The sequence below is a fragment of the Microbacterium sp. NRRL B-14842 genome, from assembly GCF_050470785.1.
Window position 1 is genome coordinate 1095996 of record NZ_JBFLUM010000001.1, and the last position, 20951, is coordinate 1116946.

At 71.1% G+C, this 20951-nt stretch carries 17 protein-coding genes; 14 read left to right on the forward strand and 3 right to left on the reverse strand.

The window, feature by feature from the left end; translation table 11 throughout:
• The first annotated feature begins 6 nt into the window (after positions 1 to 6).
• From AB1285_RS05515 to AB1285_RS05550, 8 genes are all read left to right on the forward strand, one after another.
• Complete coding sequence (locus AB1285_RS05515) at positions 7 to 894, forward strand: aminotransferase class IV (protein WP_366236827.1); 888 nt, start codon at positions 7 to 9, stop codon at positions 892 to 894.
• Positions 878 to 2008, forward strand: coding sequence for a dipeptidase (locus AB1285_RS05520; RefSeq protein ID WP_370428810.1), 1131 nt, complete (start codon positions 878 to 880; stop codon positions 2006 to 2008). The genes AB1285_RS05515 and AB1285_RS05520 overlap by 17 nt, the downstream gene beginning before the upstream one ends.
• Positions 2005 to 2718 carry a type 1 glutamine amidotransferase gene (locus tag AB1285_RS05525; RefSeq protein WP_370428809.1) on the forward strand — a complete coding sequence of 238 codons (714 nt, stop codon included), beginning with the start codon at positions 2005 to 2007 and terminating at the stop codon, positions 2716 to 2718. The genes AB1285_RS05520 and AB1285_RS05525 overlap by 4 nt, the downstream gene beginning before the upstream one ends.
• Positions 2715 to 4241 carry a serine hydrolase domain-containing protein gene (locus tag AB1285_RS05530; RefSeq protein WP_370428808.1) on the forward strand — a complete coding sequence of 509 codons (1527 nt, stop codon included), beginning with the start codon at positions 2715 to 2717 and terminating at the stop codon, positions 4239 to 4241. Before AB1285_RS05525 ends, AB1285_RS05530 begins: the two co-directional genes overlap by 4 nt.
• A gap of 84 nt (positions 4242 to 4325) precedes the next feature.
• Positions 4326 to 5939: an ABC transporter substrate-binding protein gene (locus AB1285_RS05535; RefSeq protein ID WP_370428807.1), complete on the forward strand. Its 1614-nt coding sequence runs from the start codon at positions 4326 to 4328 to the stop codon at positions 5937 to 5939.
• A gap of 46 nt (positions 5940 to 5985) precedes the next feature.
• Complete coding sequence (locus AB1285_RS05540; RefSeq protein WP_370428806.1) at positions 5986 to 6930, forward strand: ABC transporter permease; 945 nt, start codon at positions 5986 to 5988, stop codon at positions 6928 to 6930.
• Positions 6927 to 7739, forward strand: coding sequence for an ABC transporter permease (locus AB1285_RS05545; protein ID WP_366236821.1), 813 nt, complete (start codon positions 6927 to 6929; stop codon positions 7737 to 7739). The genes AB1285_RS05540 and AB1285_RS05545 overlap by 4 nt, the downstream gene beginning before the upstream one ends.
• The gene (locus AB1285_RS05550) at positions 7736 to 9244 is read left to right on the forward strand and encodes an ATP-binding cassette domain-containing protein (protein WP_370428805.1); all 1509 of its coding nucleotides are present in this window, start codon (positions 7736 to 7738) and stop codon (positions 9242 to 9244) included. The genes AB1285_RS05545 and AB1285_RS05550 overlap by 4 nt, the downstream gene beginning before the upstream one ends.
• On the opposite strand, the gene AB1285_RS05555 is transcribed toward AB1285_RS05550, so the two are convergent.
• On the reverse strand, positions 9234 to 9875 hold the full coding sequence (locus AB1285_RS05555) for a pentapeptide repeat-containing protein (protein WP_370428804.1): 642 nt from the start codon (positions 9873 to 9875) through the stop codon (positions 9234 to 9236). The two genes, AB1285_RS05550 and AB1285_RS05555, sit on opposite strands and share 11 nt — an antisense overlap.
• Before the next feature lie 390 nt (positions 9876 to 10265).
• Between AB1285_RS05555 and AB1285_RS05560 the strand changes: the two genes are divergently transcribed.
• The 5 genes from AB1285_RS05560 to ndk all read left to right on the forward strand — a co-directional run bounded on the left by AB1285_RS05560 (position 10266) and on the right by ndk (position 17104).
• Complete coding sequence (locus AB1285_RS05560) at positions 10266 to 11117, forward strand: endonuclease domain-containing protein (RefSeq protein WP_259954585.1); 852 nt, start codon at positions 10266 to 10268, stop codon at positions 11115 to 11117.
• A 312-nt stretch (positions 11118 to 11429) separates the two neighbouring features.
• Complete coding sequence (gene ileS, locus AB1285_RS05565) at positions 11430 to 14924, forward strand: isoleucine--tRNA ligase (RefSeq protein WP_370428803.1); 3495 nt, start codon at positions 11430 to 11432, stop codon at positions 14922 to 14924.
• Positions 14921 to 16273, forward strand: a complete 1353-nt coding sequence (locus tag AB1285_RS05570; protein WP_363588829.1) for a bifunctional folylpolyglutamate synthase/dihydrofolate synthase — start codon at positions 14921 to 14923, stop codon at positions 16271 to 16273. The genes ileS and AB1285_RS05570 overlap by 4 nt, the downstream gene beginning before the upstream one ends.
• Positions 16270 to 16686, forward strand: a complete 417-nt coding sequence (locus AB1285_RS05575; RefSeq protein ID WP_366236817.1) for a DUF4233 domain-containing protein — start codon at positions 16270 to 16272, stop codon at positions 16684 to 16686. The genes AB1285_RS05570 and AB1285_RS05575 overlap by 4 nt, the downstream gene beginning before the upstream one ends.
• Before the next feature lies 1 nt (position 16687).
• Positions 16688 to 17104 carry a nucleoside-diphosphate kinase gene (gene ndk, locus AB1285_RS05580; protein WP_071329548.1) on the forward strand — a complete coding sequence of 139 codons (417 nt, stop codon included), beginning with the start codon at positions 16688 to 16690 and terminating at the stop codon, positions 17102 to 17104.
• Between the two features lie 67 nt (positions 17105 to 17171).
• On the opposite strand, the gene AB1285_RS05585 is transcribed toward ndk, so the two are convergent.
• Positions 17172 to 17783 (reverse strand): vitamin K epoxide reductase family protein, encoded by a 612-nt coding sequence (locus AB1285_RS05585; protein ID WP_187661704.1) that lies wholly within the window; start codon positions 17781 to 17783, stop codon positions 17172 to 17174.
• A gap of 281 nt (positions 17784 to 18064) precedes the next feature.
• Here AB1285_RS05585 and AB1285_RS05590 point away from each other — a divergent pair, with 281 nt between their 5' ends.
• Complete coding sequence (locus AB1285_RS05590; protein ID WP_292798160.1) at positions 18065 to 20632, forward strand: Rne/Rng family ribonuclease; 2568 nt, start codon at positions 18065 to 18067, stop codon at positions 20630 to 20632.
• Here AB1285_RS05590 and AB1285_RS05595 read toward each other — a convergent pair.
• Positions 20594 to 20863, reverse strand: coding sequence for a DUF4031 domain-containing protein (locus tag AB1285_RS05595; protein WP_187661702.1), 270 nt, complete (start codon positions 20861 to 20863; stop codon positions 20594 to 20596). The two genes, AB1285_RS05590 and AB1285_RS05595, sit on opposite strands and share 39 nt — an antisense overlap.
• Positions 20864 to 20951 lie beyond the last annotated feature (88 nt).

Genomic DNA, 20951 nt, shown 5'->3' on the forward strand with positions numbered 1-20951 from the left:
AATCCCATGCGTGCACTGCTGCTGTACCGGCTCGATCTCGCCGACGAGGGCGCGGAGGGCGGGATCCACCCGGTCGACCCGCGGGAGCCGATCATCCGGGCGACCGACCTCGGCGTGACCCGCGGCGACGGCGTGTTCGAGACCGCTGTCGTGCGTCAGGCCAGGCCGCAGGCCCTGGACGCGCACCTCGCACGACTGGAGCGTTCGGCGCAGCTCCTGGGGCTGCCCGTGCCACGCCGCGAGCGGTGGGCACGGGCGGTGCGCCACGCAGCCGTCGAGGTGTCCCGTCCCGGAGTGCTCCGCGAGGGGGAGATCGCCTCGATCAAGATCGCGATGACCCGCGGGGACGAGATCGACCCGGCCGGGCCGACGGGGTGGGTGCTGGGCTTCGCGGGCGAGGACCCGGAGGCCGTCCGCGCGCGGGGCGTCTCCGCGGTGGTCCTCGACCGCGGATACAGGCACGACGTCATGGAGACGGCGCCCTGGCTGCTGCAGGGGGCGAAATCCCTCGCGTACGCCGTGAACCAGGCGGCCCTGCGGGAGGCGCGGAGCCGGGGCGCGGACGATGTCATCTTCGTCAGCGCCGACGGTTTCGTGCTCGAAGGGCCGCGGTCGACGCTGATTGCGCTGCTCGACGGGACGCTGGTCACGCCACCGCCCGAGCACGGGGTGCTCCCCGGGACGACCCAGGCCGACGTCTTCGCAGGACTCGCCGACATGCCCTCCCGCATCGGTCCGATGGTGCGGGACGATCTGGAGCGGGCGGAGACGCTGTGGCTCTGCTCCAGCACGCGCGGCGCCGTGCCCGTGCGGGAGCTGGACGGCGTCGCGCGCCGCGCGGACCCCGCTCTCACCGCGCGGATGAACGCGGTGCTGGATGGACGAGAGGACTGAGATGGTCGACGAGGACCTGCCGATCGATCGGGTGATCGACGGCCACAACGATCTCGCCTGGGCGAGCAGGACGCTGCTCGGCTACCGGGCCGCGGAGCTCGCCGGGTCGGTGGCGGCCACGCAGACCGACCTGCCGCGACTGGTCGCCGGCGGGGTCGCCGGCCAGTTCTGGTCGGTCTGGGTCGATCCCGTGCTGGAGGGGGCGGAGCAGGTCGTGGCCACGCTCGAGCAGATCGACTTCGTGCACCGGCTCGTCGACGCCCACCCGCAGCGCTTCGCGATCGCTCGGACGGCGGCCGACGTGCGTGCGGCGATGGCCGAGGGGCGGATCGCCTCGCTCATCGGCATCGAGGGCGGCGACCAGCTCGGCGGATCGCTGGCCGTGCTGCGACAGTTCGCGCGTCTCGGCGCTCGGTATCTCACCCTCACCTGGTCGCGGACGATCGCCTGGGCGGACTCCGCGACCGACGAGGCGCGCCACGGCGGTCTGACGGACTTCGGACGCGAGGTGGTGCGCGAGATGAACCGCATCGGTGTGCTCGTCGACCTCTCGCACGTCGCTCCGACGACGATGCGGCACGCGCTCGAGGTCACGACGCGCCCGGTGATGGTCAGCCACTCCGGCGCCTTCGCCCTGTGCGACCACCCCCGCAACGTGCCGGACGACGTGCTCGCCGCGATCGGCGGGCAGGGCGGCGTCGTGATGGTGCCGTTCGTGCCCACGTTCGTCTCGCAGGCCCGCCGCGACTGGTGGGAGGCCGGGGGAGAGGGAGAGGCCCCGCGCGTCGGTGTCGCCGACGTCGCCGATCACCTCGATCATGTGCGTCGCGTGGCCGGCGCGCATGCGGTCGGGATCGGTGCCGACTACGACGGCTCCGATGCGATGCCGGACGGTCTCGGCGACGTCTCGGCGTATCCGGCCCTGTTCGCCGAGCTGCGGCGTCGCGGCTGGTCGGAGGACGACCTCCGGGCGGCGGCCCACGAGAACGTCCTCCGCGTGCTGGAGGCCTCCGACCCCGACCACGAGGCCTTCCTGGACGGCCGCGCAGGAGAGCCCGCCGCGGCCGCACTCGCGCCGGCGGTCGACACGACGATGCGGGAGGGGGCGCTGTGACCCCGCGCGTCCTCGTGATCGTGAACTCGGCGAGCTCCGGCCCGCGTCGCCTCGGCACCTGGCTGCGGGAGAAGGCGATCGACGTCGACGAGATCGTGGGAGCCGAGCAGCCGCTGCCCACCTCCCTGGACGGCTACGCAGGACTCGTGATGCTGGGCGGCGGGCTCATGCCGGACGACGATGACCGCGCGCCGTGGCTCGCGGCAGAGCGGGCGCTCGCCGCGGAGGCCATCGCCCGCGACCTCCCCACGCTCGGCATCTGTCTGGGCGGTCAGCTGCTCGCCCACGTGGCCGGCGGCGAGGTCGCCGAGAAGACCGGACCCATCGAACGCGGCGCGACCCCCATCCGTCCGACCCCGGCCGGACGCACGGACGCCGTGTTCGCGGCGCTGGGTGACGAGGCTCCGATGATCGAGAACCATCAGGACATGATCACGCGGCTGCCACCCGCGGCGGTGCTGCTGGCGTCGAGCGCGGCCGTCGAGAACCAGGCCTTCCGTCTAGGAGCGCGGGTGCGCGGCGTGCAGTTCCACCCCGAGGCCTCCGCCGCCGACCTCGCGCGGTGGGACGACGCGGCGCTGCGGGGAGAGGGACGCTCGCTTCCCGCGCTCATCGCCGCCGCCGAGCGCGTGCACGACCACAACACCGCGGCCAGCCGCGCGCTCATCGAGGCCTTCGCCGACGAGGTGCGCGCCGAGGTCCCGGCGTGACGCCTGCGGATGCGGGTCTCCTCGCCACGACGGATACCGCCGCGGAAGCTCTCCAGCACGGCCTGGACGAGCGCGCACGTCGTGCCGCCCCGGCCGCCATCGCCGCGGTGGCCGAACGGGGGCGCGTCCGCGCAGTGCTCACCCACGGCCATCCCCGCGCCGATGAGGCCCCGACGACGCGGGACACCGTCTTCCGCATCGCGTCGATGTCCAAGAGCTTCCTCGCCGCCACCGTGCTCTCGTTGCGCGACCGCGGTCTGCTCGACCTCCATGAGACGATCCGCACCTACCTGCCCGATGTCCGACTGCGGCACCGCGGTGCCGACGTCGATGTCACGGGCGACCTGCTGCTCTCCAACCGCTCGGGTCTAGGGGAGGACAACGCCTGGGTGGATCGGCACCTCGGCGCCTCGCGGGCCGAGATCGCCGCCCTGTTCGCGGGTGGGGTGCCTCTCGCGGCCGTGCCGGGAACCGTCTACCAGTACTCCAACCTCGGACAGTCGCTGCTCGGCCGCGTCGTGGAAGCGGTGACCGGGCGGACGGTGGAGGACGTGATCCGGGAGAGCATGCTGGAGCCGCTCGGGCTGCGCCGGACGGCACACGTGTCGGACGGCTTCGCGCCGGAGACGCTGGCCGGCGGGTTCCGGACGTTCGACGACGGCACCACGTTCCGCCCCGAGCCGTTCGTGGGGTCCGGCGCGCTCGGCTGCATCGGCAGCATGTTCAGCACCGTCGACGACATCGCGAGATGGATGTGGTTCCTCGGCTCGGCCTTCACCGACGACCCGCTGGCGCCCGACGTGCTGGCTCCGGCGTCGCGACGGGAGCTGCAGCAGGCCCGCACCCCGATCCCGGTGCCGTCGGCGATGTTCGACGGGCGCGACCTTGCGGGGGCCGGCTACGGCTACGGCCTCTTCGTCGAGGACGACCGGCGGTTCGGGCGGATCGTGCAGCACTCCGGCGGGCTTCCCGGATTCTCGGCGCACATGCGCTGGCACGTGGCCAGCGGCATCGGCGTCGTCGCCTTCGGGAACTCCGACGAGTTCGGCGCCCGGCGGATCGCAGGCGCCGCGCTCCAGCTGCTGCTCGAACGGACGGACGCCCCCTCCGCCGTCCTGCACCCGTGGGAGGAGACGGTCGCCGCCGCGCAGGCTCTCGACGTCGCGATCCGCTCGGGACGGCCCGCCGCCACGTACCCGTTCCTCGCCGACCATGTGCTCGATGACATCCCGGCCGACGTCCGCGATGCCCGGCTGGCGGCACAGGTTCAGGAGATCGGCGGATTCCGCGCGGAGCAGGACCCGTTCCCCGATCGCGTGGTGGCCGCGGCGACGGAGGCCGAGCTGCGCTGGCGGATCGCGGGGAACCGCGGCGACCTCCTCGTCGACGTGCGGCTGGTCGGGCTGCCGGAGCCTCGCGTGCAGGGGCTCAGCGCGGCGGTCGTCGCGCCAGAGCAGACACGGGTCGAGGGGGAGCGAGCCGGAGCGACCGAGCGGCACCTGGTCGTCCTGCCGTCGCTCTGATACCGCGACCTGCACAGATCGACCGGGTCCAAAAAACCGCCCTAGGATGGAGGCATCCCGACCCGTCCGTTCTGAGGAATCCTCATGCCCGCCACCCCTGTGCGTCGCCTCTTTCCCCTCGCCGCGCTCGCCGCCGCCACCGCCCTGGTGCTGACCGCGTGCGCCGGCCCGTCCACGGAGAGCGACGGCGGTGAGCTCGTCTGGTCGATCGAGGGCGCGAACCTGTCCGCGGGGCACATGGACCCGCAGGTGAGCCAGCTCGACGTCTCCGGCATGGTGCAGCGCGCGGTGCTCGACTCCTTGGTGTTCCAGGAGGACGACGGCACGTTCAGCCCGTGGCTCGCGACGAGCTGGGACGTCTCGCCGGACAGCACGGAGTACACCTTCACGCTGCGCGACGACGTGACCTTCACGGACGGCGAGCCGTTCGATGCGGAGGCCGTCAAGGTGAACTTCGACCGGATCGTCGACCCGGAGACCGCGTCGGCGCAGGCATCGAGCATGCTCGGTGCAGACTTCTACGCCGGCACCGAGGTCGTCGACGACCACACGGTGAAGGTCTCGTTCACGCAGCCGTATGCGCCGTTCCTCCAGGCGGCCAGCACCCCGCAGCTCGGCTTCTACTCGCCGGCCGTGCTCGCCGAGTCGGCCGATAAGCTCAAGGCGGGCGGCCCCGACGTCACGGTCGGCACCGGGCCGTTCGTGCTCACCGAGTACACCGCCGACCAGGAGATCGTCTACACGCGCAACGACGACTACGCCTGGGGCCCGCACGAGACGAAGGCGCCGGCGTTCGAGACGCTGCGCGTGCAGATCCAGCCGGAGGCGTCGGTGCGTACCGGAGTGATCGAGAGCGGCGAAGCCGACCTCGCCAGCAACATCCCGCCGAACCAGGTCGCCGGTCTCGACGACGCCGGCGTCACGGTCGACTCGGTGGAGTACCCGGGACTGCCCTACTCGCTCTACCTGAACGAGAAGTACGGCGTCTTCGCCGACGAGAAGGTGCGGCAGGCGTTCGCCCGCGGCATCGACGTCGACGCGGCGGTCGAGGAGATCTACTTCGGGCAGTTCCCGCGGGCGTGGAGCGTCCTCGGCAGCACGACCCCGGGCTACGACGCGTCGCTGGAGGACTCCTGGCCGTTCGATCAGGACGCCGCGAACGCCCTGCTCGACGAGGCCGGCTGGACGGAGCGCGACGCGGACGGCATCCGCATGAAGGACGGCGAGCGCCTGTCCGTGCGGTGGATCGCCTGGACCCCGGTCCCGGATGACCGCGCGGCGCTGGCCAACGCGATCCAGTCGGACCTCAAGGCCATCGGCTTCGAGGTGGAGCGCGAGGAGCTGGAGCCCGGCGCCTACAACGCCCAGTACGAGCCGAAGACGTTCGACCTCACCGACTGGGGCTTCTCCGGCGTGGACGCCGACTTCCTCCGTGCGCACCTGCACACCGACGGCTTCCAGAACGCCTCGCAGGTGAGCGATTCGGAGATCGACGCGCTCCTGGAAGAGGCCGTCGCGTCGAGTGATCAGGACGCCCGCAACGAGCTCTACACGCAGCTGCAGCAGTGGAACGCGGAGTACACGGCCATCGTCCCGCTCTACAGCCCCTCGGCGATCACGGCGGTCGGCGAGCGCGTGCAGGGTCTGGACTACGACCTCTACGGGCGGCCGCTCTTCTACGATGTGAGCCTCGGCTGACATCCGGCGGCCGTCGTTTCGAGGGAGCGGGCGGAGTGATCGAACCGTGAAGGCGGTGCTCGTCCGCGCCCTCGGGCTCGTGGCCTCGGTGGTCATCGTGCTGTGGGGGGCCGCGACCGTCGCATTCCTGGCCTTCCGGGTGATCCCCGGCGACCCGGTCTCGGTGATGCTGGGCCCGCAGGCGCAGGTGAGTGAGGCCGTCAAGGACGGCATCCGCGCCGACCTCGGCCTCGACCGTCCGCCGTTGGAGCAGTATGTCGGCTTCATCGGGCAGCTCGCCCGCGGCGACCTCGGCGAGTCGTACCAGCTGCGGCTTCCGGTGTCGGAGGTCATCGGACGGCAGCTCGGGGCGACCGTGCAGCTGTCCGCCCTCGCCCTGGTGATCGCCGTCGTGCTCGCTCTCGCGGTCGCCCTCTTCGTGCGGGGTCGTGTCGGGCGCACCATCGCCGCCGGCGTCGAGCTCGTGGTGCTCTCCTCGCCGGTGTTCTGGATCGGGCTGCTGCTGCTCAGCGTCTTCGCGTTCGGACTGGGGTGGTTCCCCGTCTCGGGCACCCGCAACCCGGCGACCATCGTGCTGCCGGCGATCACGCTCGCCCTCCCGGTGGCGGCGCTGCTGAGCCAGGTGCTGCGCGACGGGTTGATGCAGGCGGAGCGGATGCCGTTCGCGGAGACGGTCCGCGCGCGTGGCGCGGGGCCGACTTGGTTCACGCTGCGGCACGGGGTGCGGCACGGCGCCGCGTCGGCGGTCACCCTCGCGGCCTATCTCACCGGCTCGGTGCTCGGGGGCGCGGTCCTCGTCGAGACCGTGTTCGCCCGGCCCGGCCTGGGGCGGGTCACCCTCGCCGCCATCAACGACCGGGATCTCCCGGTCCTCACCGGCATCATCCTGCTGAGCGCTCTCGTCTTCGTCGTCATCAACGTGGTGGTGGAGCTCGTGCACCCGCTGATCGACCCGCGCGTCGCCGCGCCCCGGTCGGGAGGCGCCGTATGAGTCGGGGCCAGCGGCTCCTGCTCGGGTCCGCCGCAGCCGTGCTGGCCGTGATCGCCGTCGCCGCCCTGTGGCCGGGACTGCTCGCCACGCACGATCCGTTGCAGACCGAGGTGCGGGCCGCGCTCCTGCCGCCGAGTGCCGAGCATCTCTTCGGTACCGACCAGAGCGGCCGCGACGTGTACTCCCGCGTAGTGTTCGGCGCGGGGCGCTCGGTCGGGATCGGACTTCTCGCCACCGCCATCGCCCTCGCCGCCGGCCTGCTCGTGGGGGCGCTCGCCGGCATGTCTCCGCGCGGTGTCGACGTCACGCTCATGCGCATCAACGACGTCCTCATGGCGTTCCCCGAGTTCCTGGTGGCGCTCGTCGTGGTGGCCGTGCTGGGACCGGGGCCGGTGAACATCGCGATCGCGGTCACCCTGGCGGCCGCGCCCGTGTACGTGCGGCTCGCCCGCGTGCAGACCAGGACGCTGCGCGTGGCCGAGCACGTCGAGGCCGCCCGCATCCTGGGCGTGCCGCCGCTGCGGGCTTTCCGACGCCATGTCGTGCCCGGGGTGCTGGGATCGCTGAGCGTGTTGGCGACGATCGGCATCGGATCGAGCATCCTCGCCGCCGCCGGACTGAGCTTCCTGGGTCTCGGGCCGTCCGAGCCGACCCCGGAGTGGGGTCTCATGCTCGCCGGCGGTCGCAATGTGCTCGGACAGGCGTGGTGGGTGTCGGTCTTCCCCGGTCTCGCGATCACGCTGACGGTGGTGTGTGGGACCGTGATCGGACGGATCCTCCGGGCTCGGGCGGACGGGAGGGACGCATGAGTGCGGCGCTGGAGGTCGAGGAGCTGCGGATCGCCTTCGCGGGGACTCCCGTCGTGGAGGGCGTGTCGTTCGCTGTGGAGGCCGGCGAGTGCGTCGCGATCGTGGGAGAGTCGGGGGCCGGGAAGTCGCTCTCGGCCCGCGCTTTGCTCGGCCTCACTCCGCCGGCAGCCGACGTCGCCGTCGACCGACTCCGCATCGACGGGGTGGACGCCGCCGCCCTCACCGAGCGCGGCTGGCGGCGGATACGAGGGACCGGGATCGGCCTCGTCTCCCAGGACGCGCTGGTGTCGCTGGACCCGCTGCGGCGGATCGCGGACGAGATCGCGGAGCCGCTGCGGCTGCACCGCCTCGCGCGCGGCCGGGCGGTCGTCGCCGCGCGCGTCCGGGACCTCCTCGCGCGGGTCTGGATGCCCGACCCCGACCGCCGTGCACGGCAGCGTCCGCAGGAGCTCTCCGGAGGATTGCGGCAGCGCGCACTCATCGCTTCGGCGCTGGCCGGGAACCCCGCCGTGCTCGTCGCGGATGAACCCACCACGGCCCTGGATGCGACGGTGCAGGCCCGAATCCTCGTGCTCCTGCGGGAGATCGTCGACGACGGCACCGCCGTGGTCTTCATCAGTCACGATTTCGCCGCCGTGCGGCGGGTGGCGGACCGGGTGCTCGTGATGAAGGACGGCCGGATCGTGGAATCCGGGCCGGTCACGGAGGTGCTCGCTGCCCCGCAGCACCCCTACACGCAGCAGCTCATCGCGGCGACGATGCACGAGCCACGGGAGGAGCGTGCGGCGCCCTCCGAGGCCGTACTCGTCGCGGAGGGCGTGTCCAAGGCGTTCGGCGGGGTGCCGGCCGTCGTCGACGCGTCGTTCGCGGTTCCTACCGGCCGCACGCTGGGCATTGTCGGCGAGTCCGGGTCGGGCAAGACGACCCTCGCACGGATAATGGTGGGCGTCGAGACCCCGACCTCCGGAGAGCTGCGCTGGGCCGGGGCGCCGCGGGTGCAGCTGGTGCATCAGAACCCGCTCGGGGCGTTCGACCCGCGCTGGACGGTCGGGCGGTCGCTGGAGGAGGCGCTGGAGGCGGGAGGCGTGCCGCGCGGCGCGCGTCGATCACGGGTGCGTGCGCTGCTCGCCGAGGTCGGGCTCGAGGAGAGTCTGGCGGTACGACGACCGGCGGCGCTGTCGGGCGGGCAGCGGCAGCGGGCGGCTCTGGCCCGAGCGCTGGCCGCCGACCCGGACGTGCTGGTGCTGGACGAGCCCGTCTCCGCCCTCGACCCGTCGGTGCGGGAGCGGGTGCTCCGGCTCCTCGCACGGGTGCAGGAGGAACGGCGGCTGACGATGGTCTTCGTCTCGCACGACCTCGATGTCGTCGGCGCGGTCGCGGACGACGTCCTGGTCATGCAGGACGGCCGGATCGTGGAGCAGGGGCGCACGGCTGAGGTGTTCGCCGCCCCGCAGCATCCGTTCACCAAGGAGCTGCTCGCCGCGAGCGGCCCCGTCAGTCCGTGACGACGATCCCGATTCCCGCTGCCATCACCGGCGCGAGCTGCTGCACCTGCAGGGACGAGAGGGTCGCGCCGCGGAGGCTCTGGACGTCGAGGTAGGAGAGCGCGTCGAGGCCGCGGAGATCGAGGTCTTTCGCGCGCAGGCCCCGGGGGTCGACCTCGTCGCTGCGCGTGGCCTGGAACCGGACGCGCGTGAGTTCCGACTGCGGGATGTCGATCGTGCGGACGGCGCATCCCACGACGTCGACGTCCTCGGCGCGGGCGGCACCCAGGTTGAGATAGTCGATGCGCACGTCCCGCAGTTCGAGCTCCGCCACGCGGGCGTCGCTGAGATCGAGGGTCCCGATGCGGCCGCCCGTGATCCGGAGCCGACGGATGCTCGCGTTCCGCATCCGGAGCGACGCGATGCGCGGGTCGGGGAGGTCGACGTCGAGGAGCGTCGCCCCGGTGAGGTCGACGCTGTCGGCGTCCGCCTGCACCGCGCACTGCTCGAGCGTGGCGTAGGAGAGATCGACGGTGCCGGTCAGCTCCAGCGCGGCGGCGAGGAGGTCGGCGCGGCGGGCGGCCACGCGCGGTTCCAGCGCGGGCGGCAGGTCGGGCGCGGAGACTCGGGGTGCACTCGGGGACTTCGGCATCCTCCGAGGCTATGTCCTCCCTCCGACACCCCCGCTCCTGCTCCGTGCCCCCGCTCCGGTGCGAGGTCGCAGATCCTCGCTGCCTCGCCCTCTCCCTCGCAGCCCCTGCGACGGGAGTCCCGATCTGCGACCTCACCCCGGCCTTGCCTCGCCCCTGCCTCGGCTCCGGGGCCCTGGGACTCGCCCTGTAGGAGCTCGCTGATCTGCACTGTGTCGCAGGTTCTCCGCGGGAACGTCCGACATGGGCGCGAATCTGCGACGTCGGACGGGGCCGGGGAGGAGAGGGACTCGGGCTGCACAGGAGGGGGAGTGGGGGAGTTGTGCACAGGGCATGGGAGGAGCTGGCCGAGGCAGGGAACGAGGGAGGGGGCCGGAAGCAGTATCAGGGGCATGAACGGGATGAGGCGGGCGCGGCTGCTGCAGGCGATGCGCGAGGTCGACGGAGTCGCGAGGGTCGAGCGGCTCCGGGAACGCGGGGTCAGCCGGTACGACCTCGAGACGGCGGTGGCGGAGCGGATCATCCACCGGGTGCGGGTCGGGTGGGTGGCGCTGCCCGATGCGGATCCGCTTCGGGTGACCGCGGCGCAGCACGGTGTTCTGATGACGTGCGTGACGCAGGCGCGGCGCCTCGGGATCTGGGTGCACGACGAGAGACCGCGCCTTCACCTGGCCGCCAGCCCGGGCAGCAGGGGCGGGAAGCCACCGGAGGCGCGCGTGCACTGGGCTCGGCCCCTGGTCCCACGACATCCTGATGCCCTGGAGGACCCGATCGAGAACGTGCTGAGCCTGGTGTCCACGTGCGAGCCGTACGAACAGGCGCTCGCGACCTGGGAGTCGGCATTGAACAAGGGACTCGTCGATCGAGAGAGGCTGCTCCGCCTCCGCTGGGGACCGCGCGGGCGGCGGCTCCTGGCCGAGGCGTTGCCGTTCGCGGATGCGGGACTCGAGACCTACCTGCGCGTGCGACTGCGCTGGCTCCGTCTGCCGCTGCGCTTCCAGACGTGGATCGCCGGGCATCGGGTGGACGCCCTGATCGGGGAGCGGCTCGTGCTGCAGATCGACGGTGGCACCCATGTCGGAGCCCAGCGCGACCAGGACAACGCTCACGATGCGGAGCTGAAGCTGCGCGGCTTCCACGTCATCCGTCTCGGCTATCACCAGGTGATGGACGAGTGGCCCGCGGTGCAGGACCTCATCATGCGCGCCGTCGCCCAGGGACTGCATCGTGCCCGCACGGCGTGATGTCGCGGATTCCGCCCCTGGTCGCAGGGTTGGCTCCGGTCCCTGCGACGTCGAAGAGAATCCGCGTGGGGAGGAGCACGCGTACAATGGGCACACGAGCATCGATCCGGCCATCACCGGGGAGCTCTCGGAAGAACGGTCCGGCGACGGACTCAGTAGAACCGAGCGGGGCAGGCCCGTCACAGCCGCAGTGAGAGTGGTCCGTGGGTCTCTGAGCTTGTCGAGGGGACGCAGGGGCACGCGAGGTGGTACCGCGGTCCGCGAGGATCGTCCTCGCAGCAGCATCCGCCACGACGACCACTGCGAGAGACCATGACCTACCCGCGCTCCTCCTTCGGCCCCGCTGCCGACCCTTCGACCAGCTCAGGTACCCAGGGGTCTGTGGCGCCGAGCCCCCGCTTCCCGCAGATCGAGGAGGAGGTGCTCGACTTCTGGAAGACCGACGACACCTTCCGCGCCTCCATCGAGCAGCGCGAGGGTGCCCCCGAGTGGGTGTTCTACGACGGCCCTCCCTTCGCGAACGGCCTGCCGCACTACGGCCACCTGCTCACGGGCTACGCGAAAGACGTGTTCCCGCGCTTCCAGACGATGATCGGGCACAAGGTCGACCGCGTCTTCGGGTGGGACACCCACGGGCTCCCGGCCGAGCTCGAGGCGATGAAGCAGCTCGGGATCACCGAGAAGAGCGAGATCGAGGAGATGGGGATCGACGTCTTCAACGAGAAGGCACGCTCCTCGGTCCTGAAGTACACGCGGGAGTGGGAGGACTACGTCACCCGCCAGGCCCGGTGGGTGGACTTCGAGCGCGGCTACAAGACGCTCGACCTCGGCTACATGGAGAGCGTGCTGTGGGCCTTCAAGACCCTGTACGACAAGGGACTCGCCTACGAGGGCTACCGGGTCCTTCCGTACTGCTGGCGCGATGAGACGCCGCTGTCCGCCCACGAGCTCCGCATGGACGACGACGTCTACCAGATGCGACAGGACCCGTCGGTCACCGTCACCTTCCCGCTCACCGGCGCGAAGGCCGAGGCGCTGGGCCTCACCGGCGTGCGCGCCCTCGCCTGGACGACGACCCCGTGGACCCTGCCGACCAACCTCGCGCTCGCCGTGGGCCCGGACATCGAGTACGTGGTGCTGCCCGCCGGTCCCGCCGGCGCCTCCGACGTGCACCAGGGCCGCGCCGCTCCCTCGGCAGACCAGCTCGCGGTTGAGGCCTCCGCGCACCGCTACCTGCTCGCGAAGGACCTGCTCGGCGGCTATGCCAAGGATCTCGGCTACGAGAGCCCGGAGGACGCGCTCGCCGCGGTCGACGCCACGCTCCGCGGCGCAGATCTTGCCGACGTCACCTACGACCGTCTGTTCGACTACTACGCGGACGAGGAGACCTACGGCACCGGGAACGCCTGGCGCATCCTCGTCGACGACTACGTCACCACGACCGACGGCACCGGCATCGTCCACCAGGCACCCGCCTATGGTGAGGACGACCAGCGCGTCGCCGGCGCGGCCGGCATCCCGACGATCCTGTCCCTCGACGACGGCGGGCGCTTCCTCCCGAACGTCACCGATGTCGCGGGCGAGCTGTGGATGGACGCGAACACGCCGCTCGTGCGCATCATCCGCGACAACGGCCGCCTGGTCCGGCTGCAGAGCTACGAGCACTCCTACCCGCACTGCTGGCGCTGCCGGAACCCCCTGATCTACAAGGCGGTGTCGAGCTGGTTCATCCGGGTCACCGACATCAAGGACGACCTCCTCGCGAACAACGAGCAGATCACCTGGGTGCCGGAGAACGTGAAGGAGGGGCAGTTCGGCAAGTGGCTCGAGGGTGCCCGCGACTGGTCGATCAGCCGCAACCGGTACTGGGGCTCGCCCATCCCGATCTGGAAGAGCGATGATCCGGAGTACCCGCGCGTCGACGCCTACGGCTCGCTGGAGGAGCTGGAGCGCGACTTCGGCACGCTGCCCCGCAACCCCGAGGGCGAGGTGGACCTGCACCGCCCGTACATCGACGACCTGACGAGGCCGAACCCCGACGACCCCACGGGCAAGAGCACGATGCGGCGCATCGGCGACGTCTTCGACGTGTGGTTCGACTCCGGATCGATGCCGTACGCCCAGGTGCACTATCCGTTCGAGAACCAGGAGTGGTTCGACTCGCACTCGCCGGCGGACTTCATCGTCGAGTACATCGGTCAGACCCGCGGCTGGTTCTACGTCATGCACGTGCTCTCGACGGCGCTGTTCAACCGCCCGGCGTTCACGGGCGTCAGCTGCCACGGCATCGTGCTCGGCAGCGACGGCTACAAGATGTCGAAGTCGCTGCGGAACTACCCGGATGTGTCCGAGGTGCTGGACCGCGACGGGTCCGACGCCATGCGCTGGTTCCTCATGTCCAGCGCGGTGCTCCGCGGCGGCAACCTCATCGTCACCGAGGAGGGCATCCGTTCCGGCGTGCGGGAGTTCCTGCTGCCGCTGTGGAACTCGTGGTACTTCTTCGCGACGTATGCGAATGCTTCGACAGGCTCAGCAACCCAGGGAGGAGCAGGCTCAGCAACCCAGGGAGGAGCAGGCTCAGCACCCCAGGGAGGAGCAGGCTCAGCAACCCAGGGAGGCGGGTACGAGGCGTCGTGGCGCACCGACTCGACCGATGTCCTCGACCGGTACATCCTCGCGCGCCTGGGCGATCTCGTCCGCGAGGTCCGCGCCGACCTGGAGGGTCTGGACTCGACCACCGCGTCCGCGCGACTCCGGGACTTCGCCGAGGTGCTGACGAACTGGTACATCCGTCGTTCGCGCGACCGGTTCTGGGTGGGTGTGACGGACGACCCGAAGAGCCGCGAGGCCTTCGACACGCTCTACACCGTGCTGGAGACGCTGTGCCGCGTGGCCGCGCCGCTCGTCCCGCTCATCAGCGAGCGCGTGTGGCAGGGCCTCACCGGCGGGCGCAGCGTGCATCTGCAGGACTGGCCGGATCCGGAGCAGTTCCCGGCGGCCGACGAGATCCGCGACGCCATGGATGCCGTCCGTGAGCTGTCGAGCGTCGGCAACGCGCTGCGCAAGAAGGAGAAGCTGCGCGTGCGCCTGCCGCTCGCACGGCTCACGGTGGTCTCTCCGCTCGCGGCCGACCTCGGCCAGTTCGAGGACATCCTCCGCGAGGAGCTCAACGTGAAGACCGTCGAGCTCGTCCCGCTGACCGACGAGGCGGCAGGGGAGTACGGCATCAGCCACCGGCTGAGCGTGAACGCCCGCGCGGCGGGTCCGCGCCTCGGCAAGGACGTGCAGAAGGCCATCCAGGCCGCGCGCTTGGGTGACTGGTCCGAGACCGACGGCGTCGTCACCGCCGGCGGCATCGCGCTGGAGCCCGCGGAGTACGATCTCGTGCTGGAGACCACGGGTCGCCCCGAGGGGGAGGCCCTGGCCATCGTCCCGTCCGGCGGGTTCGTCCTGCTCGACACCGACACGACGCCGGAGCTGGAGGCCGAGGGCATCGCCCGCGACGCCATCCGCGTCGTGCAGGAGGCGCGCAAGAACGCGGGCCTCGACGTCAGCGACCGGATCGTGCTGGCGCTCAACGCCGCCCCCGCGGAGGCGGCGGCGCTGGAGACCCACGCCGACCTCATCGCCGCCGAGACGCTCGCCGTGGCCTTCGCCGTGCAACCGACCGATGACCTCGACCGGCTCGTCGACGAGGTCACAAGCCCCGGAGACGGCGTGCATCGGAGCGGGGCGAAGGCCCTCGGGGCCGGGAAGGCACCGCTCCTCGTCACGATCGACACGAACCTGGAGAAGGTGGGCGCATGAGTGCGAGAGACCGGGCCGACGCCGTCTATGAGACGCTGCTGAGCCGTGCCGGGGAACGCTGGGTGCAGCCGCGCAAGGAGCGCACGGCCCGCATCCTCGAGTACCTCGACGACCCGCAGCGCACCTACCGCGTCATCCACATCACCGGCACCAACGGCAAGACGTCGACCGCGCGCATGATCGAGAGCCTGCTGCGCGCCCATGACCTGCGCACCGGGCTGTTCACGAGTCCGCACCTGGAGCGCTTCACCGAGCGCATCATGATCGACGGTGAGCCGATCGCCGACGAGGCCGTGGCCGACGCCTGGGACGAGATCGAGCCGTTCGTGGCGATCGTCGACGCCGAGCTCGAGGCGGCGGGGGAGGCCCCGCTGACGTTCTTCGAGCTGCTCACGGTCCTCGCCTTCGTCGCCGTCGCCGATGCCCCCGTCGACGTGCTCGTGCTCGAGGTCGGCATGGGAGGGGAGTGGGACTCCACGAACACCGCGGACGGTGACGTGGCGGTGTTCGCTCCGATCGACATCGACCACGCGGACCGCCTGGGAAGCACCATCGCGGAGATCGCCCAGGTCAAGGCCGGTATCATCAAGGAAGGCGCTGCCGTCGTCTCCGCACAGCAGCCCGCTGAAGCCGCCGAGGTCCTGCGTCGCGTGGCCGCGGAGCGTCATGCCACCATCGCCTTCGAGGGCGAGGACTTCGGGCTCTCCGAGCAGAAGCTCGCCGTCGGCGGTCAGCTCCTCACCATCCGCGGCCTCGCCGGGCAGTACGAGGAGGAGTACCTGCCGCTGTACGGCGCGCACCAGGGTCACAACGCGGCCCTCGCCGTCGCCGCCGTCGAGTCGCTGATCGGCGGGGCCGGCCAGGCCATCGCAGGCGGAGTGATCTCGGACGGCCTGCAGGGCAGCACGTCTCCCGGCCGTCTGCAGCTCCTCGGCATCGCCCCCACCGTCATCGTCGACGCCGCGCACAATCCGCACGGCGCCGCAGCGCTCGCCCAGGCGCTGGACGACAGCTTCGACTTCGACGAGTGGGGACTCGTGCTCGGCGTCCTCGCGGACAAGGACGCCGCGGGCATCGTCGCGCGTCTCGCGCCCGCCGCCGCGCACGTGTTCGCGACCGCGCCGGAGTCCGACCGCGCCAGCGATGCCGACCTCATCGCCGACCTCGTCGAACAGGCCGGACAGCGCGCCACCGTGCACCCGTCGCTCGCGGATGCCGCGGACGCGGCGCGGGAGTGGGCGGCCTCGTCGGATCGTCGGGCCGTGGTCATCGCCGGCTCCGTCGTGCTCGCGGGCGAGGCGATCGCGCTCTCCGAGGAGGAGGACTGGAAGTCGGGGTGGCGCGCGTGAGTGCCTCCGCCGCACCGCGTCGACCGCGCGCGCCGCGCACCCTCGTACAGAAGCTCGCCCCGGTGGTGCTCGGCTTCGAGGCGATCGTCGTCTTCCTCGTCGGCCTCACCATCTTCGGCTTGAAGGCGCTTCCGTCGGGCATCGAGCAGTGGTGGGGGATCGTGGGCGGTGCCGTCGTCGCGGTGGCCTGCGTCGTCATCGCCGGCATGATCACGAAGCCGTGGGCGATCGCCGCCGGCTGGATCGTCCAGATCGTCGTGGCCCTCTCGGCCATCGCGGTCCCCGCCGTGCTCCTCGTCGTCCTGATTTTCGGCGGGATGTGGGCGTATGCGACCATCATGGGGGCCCGCCTGGACGCACGACGCCCGAGCGGGGCTCCGACCGCGCAGAACGCAGACACAGAGAGTGAATGACATGGCCACCGAAGAAACCCTCGTCCTCGTCAAGCCGGACGGTGTCGCCCGCGGCCTCACCGGCACGATCCTCGCCCGCATCGAGGCGAAGGGCTACGCGCTCGTCGACATCCGCCTCGTCGAGCCCGACCGCGACCTCCTCGCCGCTCACTATGCGGAGCACGAGGGCAAGCCGTTCTACGAGCCCCTTCTCGAGTTCATGATGTCCGGTCCCTCCGTGGCGATCCGCCTCGCGGGCAACCGTGTCATCGAAGGGTTCCGCTCCCTCGCCGGCACGACCGACCCCACGACCGCCGCCCCCGGCACCATCCGCGGCGACTTCGGTCGCGACTGGGGCCTCAAGGTGCAGCAGAACCTCGTGCACGGCTCGGACAGCCCCGAGTCGGCGGCCCGAGAGCTGGGCATCTGGTTCGACTGACCCCATCTTCACGACGAAGCCCGTCCGCCGGAATGGCGGACGGGCTTCGTCGTTCGAGGAGAGGCGCTCAGAAGAGGATCTTCGCCATCTCGCCGAGGAAGTCGAGGCCCTGCAGCTGCGCCAGGAAGATGATCAGCGCGTACGCGATCACGGTCGCCAGCGGCACCCACGGCATGAGCTTGTCCGCCGTGGCGCGGACCTTCGCGTTGCCCGTGAAGGTGCCGTTGCGGGCGAGGTGGACCATGGTCGCGAAGAAGGTGGGGATCGTCACCGCCCAGGTCACCATGCACCAGGGGCACAGCACGAAGAGGTCGTAGAGGCTCTGGGCGATCAGCCAGCACACGAGGCCGAACGCGAAGGTGATGCCCACTCCGAACGCCGCCCAGAACCACCGGGGGAATCGCGCCCCGGCGAGGATCGCGACGCCGACGACGAGCGGCGCCATCCAGCCGGTGAGGCCGATGATCGGGTTCGGGAATCCGAACACCGATCCCTGCCACGACTGCAGGTTGGTGCTGCACTGGATGAAGGGACTGAGATCGCAGCCGAGCGCTTCCTTCGGGTGCTCCAGCAGTGCGAACTTCTCCACGGTGAGCTGGAAGGCGGCGTACCAGCCGATGACGCTCGCGATGATCAACCACACGGCATAGACGACGGGGCGGGTGCGCTGCTCGCTCATGCTCAGGATTATCCCAGCGACGGCTATGGAAAGGGCGAGAACCGCCCGGAGAAAACGGTCGGGGACCGAGAGATGCCGCGATCGGACCGATGTGGTGCGATAATGACCTGTGATGCGATGAACGGCGTTGCCGCGACACGCGTCGAGCAGACTTCGGGGCCCATGCCCCACGCGACCAGAGCCATGAGCCGGTCGCAGGCCGATTGAGTTCGCGGCACCCGCGGGTGCCGCATGAGATTTCACGGGACACGCAGTGGACCGTGCCAGGGAGCACGCCAGAGATGGCCGATGAGAACAATGACAACAACGCCCCCGCCCTCGACGCCCCGGCTGACGCCGCGGAGCCGCTGACGGCGCCCACCGCTCTCGCCGCGGAGGAGTCGGAGGATACCTCGCGGGATCAGGAGGACGCGGACGACGCGGCGGCGGAGGCCGCGGCGGACGACCGCGCTGCCGAGAACGCGGCGGCCGATGACGCCGCTGCGGCGGCGGACGATGCGGCTGCGGCCGCTGTCGAGGACGCCGCTGCCGCAGACGAGGCCGCCGCAGACGCGATCGACGCGGCGGCTCAGGTCGAGGAGGCCCCTGCGGAGCAGGGACCCGTTGAGCCGGCCCCTGCCGAGGAGGCTGCCGCGGAGGAGGCTCCCGCCGAGGAAACTCCCGCGGACGAAGGCCCCGCGGACGTGGCTTCCGCTGAGGCGGCGCCTGCGGACAAGACCCCCGCCGAGCCCGAGAAGCCCGCGGCCGTCACCGCCGTGTCGCTCGGTCTGCTGCCCGAGGTGTTCGTGTCGCAGGTGTCGACGCAGCTGCACTTCTACGCGCCGGAGGTCGTTCCGCTGCCCGCGCGCCCCGGTCGTGACGACCGTGCGCCGGAGCGCGACCAGGACGAGCCCGGTGCCGGTCGCCGCGGTCGTCGCCGCCGCGGCGGATCCGAGGGCGACGAGCAGCGGGAAGAGCCGCGGCAGCGTCAGCGGGTCGTCGAGTACATCACCGAGCCGAAGGCCATCAAGGGTTCGACCAGGCTCGAAGCCAAGAAGCAGCGGCGTCGTGACGGCCGTGACGCCGGTCGTCGTCGTCCGGTCGTGACCGAGGCCGAGTTCCTCGCGCGTCGCGAGTCGGTCGACCGCAAGATGGTCGTGCGCTCCAAGAATGGCCGCACGCAGATCGGAGTCCTGGAGGACGGCGTGCTCGTGGAGCACTACGTCGCCCGCAACCAGGACGCCTCGCTGATCGGCAACGTCTACCTCGGTCGCGTGCAGAACGTGCTTCCCAGCATGGAGGCCGCGTTCGTCGACATCGGTCGCGGCCGGAACGCCGTGCTCTACTCGGGCGAGGTGGACTGGGACGGCGTCGAGACCGGCAACCAGCCCCGCCGCATCGAGCTCGCTCTGAAGCCGGGCGATCGCGTGCTCGTCCAGGTCACGAAGGACCCGGTGGGTCACAAGGGTGCCCGCCTCACGAGCCAGATCTCGCTGCCCGGCCGCTACCTGGTGTACGTGCCCGGCGGTTCCATGAACGGCATCAGCCGCAAGCTGCCCGACAACGAGCGCGCCCGCCTCAAGCGCATCCTCAAGGAGGTGCTGCCCGAGTCGTCCGGCGTGATCGTGCGAACGGCCGCGGAGGGGGCGACCGAGGATCAGCTGACCCGCGACGTGCAGCGCCTCACCTCCCAGTGGGAGCACATCCAGAAGCAGGTCGAGAGCCAGCAGGCTCCGGCGCTCCTGCACGCCGAGCCCGATCTGCTCGTGAAGATCGTCCGTGACGTCTTCAACGAGGACTTCACGAAGATGCTCATCCAGGGCGAGGAGTCGCAGCGCACCATCCGGGCGTACCTGGAGAGCGTCGCCCCCGACCTGCTCGAGCGTGTCGAGGCGTACGAGGACGACGTCGATCCGTTCGACGCGTTCCGCATCACGGAGCAGATCGAGAAGGCACTGGACCGCAAGGTCTGGCTGCCCTCCGGCGGTTCGCTCGTGATCGACCGCACCGAGGCCATGACGGTCGTCGACGTCAACACCGGCAAGTTCGTCGGCTCCGGCGGCAACCTCGAGGAGACGGTCACGAAGAACAACCTCGAGGCCGCCGAGGAGATCGTCCGCCAGCTGCGTCTGCGCGACATCGGCGGCATCATCGTGGTCGACTTCATCGACATGGTGCTGGAGTCCAACCGCGACCTCGTGCTGCGCCGACTCATCGAGTGCCTGAGCCGCGACCGCACGAAGCACCAGGTGGCCGAGGTCACCTCGCTCGGTCTCGTGCAGATGACACGCAAGAAGCTCGGTCTCGGGCTGCTGGAGACCTTCAGTGAGGCGTGCGAGGTCTGTGCCGGTCGCGGCGTGATCGTGCACCACGACCCGGTCGTGAAGCACCGTGCGAACGGCAGCAACAACGGCAACAACGGCGGTAACGGCAACGGCGGACGCCGTCAGCGCGGGAACGGCGGCAGCAACAACGGCAACGGCGGTGGCAACAACAACTCCGCACCTGCCGCGCCGCCGGTGACCCACAGCATCACCGAGGGGGCGAAGTCGGCCCTCGCGCAGATCGCCGCCTCCACGATCGTGCCGTCCGGCGAACCGGCCGCCGAGGCACCGGCGGCCGAGTCCGCGCCCGTCCCCGCTTCCGAGCGCCCGAAGAAGGCCCGGAAGAAGCGCGGTGACCGGAAGGGGCCGAAGACGCCCACCGAGGAGCTGCTCGACTCGGTGCTGGATGCGCTTCCGGAGCCCAAGGCGCCCGGCCAGGGTCGTGGACGGCGCCGGGTCACCACCGCCGCCCTCTCCGGTACGCCGGTGTCGGTGAACTCGGAGGCGTCAGTGCCGCCGGTCGCGTCCGCGGACCCGGAGGCCTGAGGAGATCAGGCGCCGGACCAGCTCCTTGCCGGGGACGTGCTGCGCACCGCCGGCGATGAGCCGGGGGACGGCGTCCTCGGGGACGTCGTAGTGGTCGAGGTCGAAGGCCCGGGCGGGGATCCCGTGTGCGCGCGCGAAGGCGTGCAGCTCGTCGAGGTTGTCGTCGCTGACCAGGTGCGCCCACAGGCGTCCATGGGCGGGCCAGCGGGGGTCGTCGACGAGTACGGTCACTCCGTCAGCCTACGACCGGCCCCGTCACCCGGCTCACTTTGCGAGGTCAGCCGGCATCCGGTAAAGTAGTCCCTTGGTGCGCATGCCG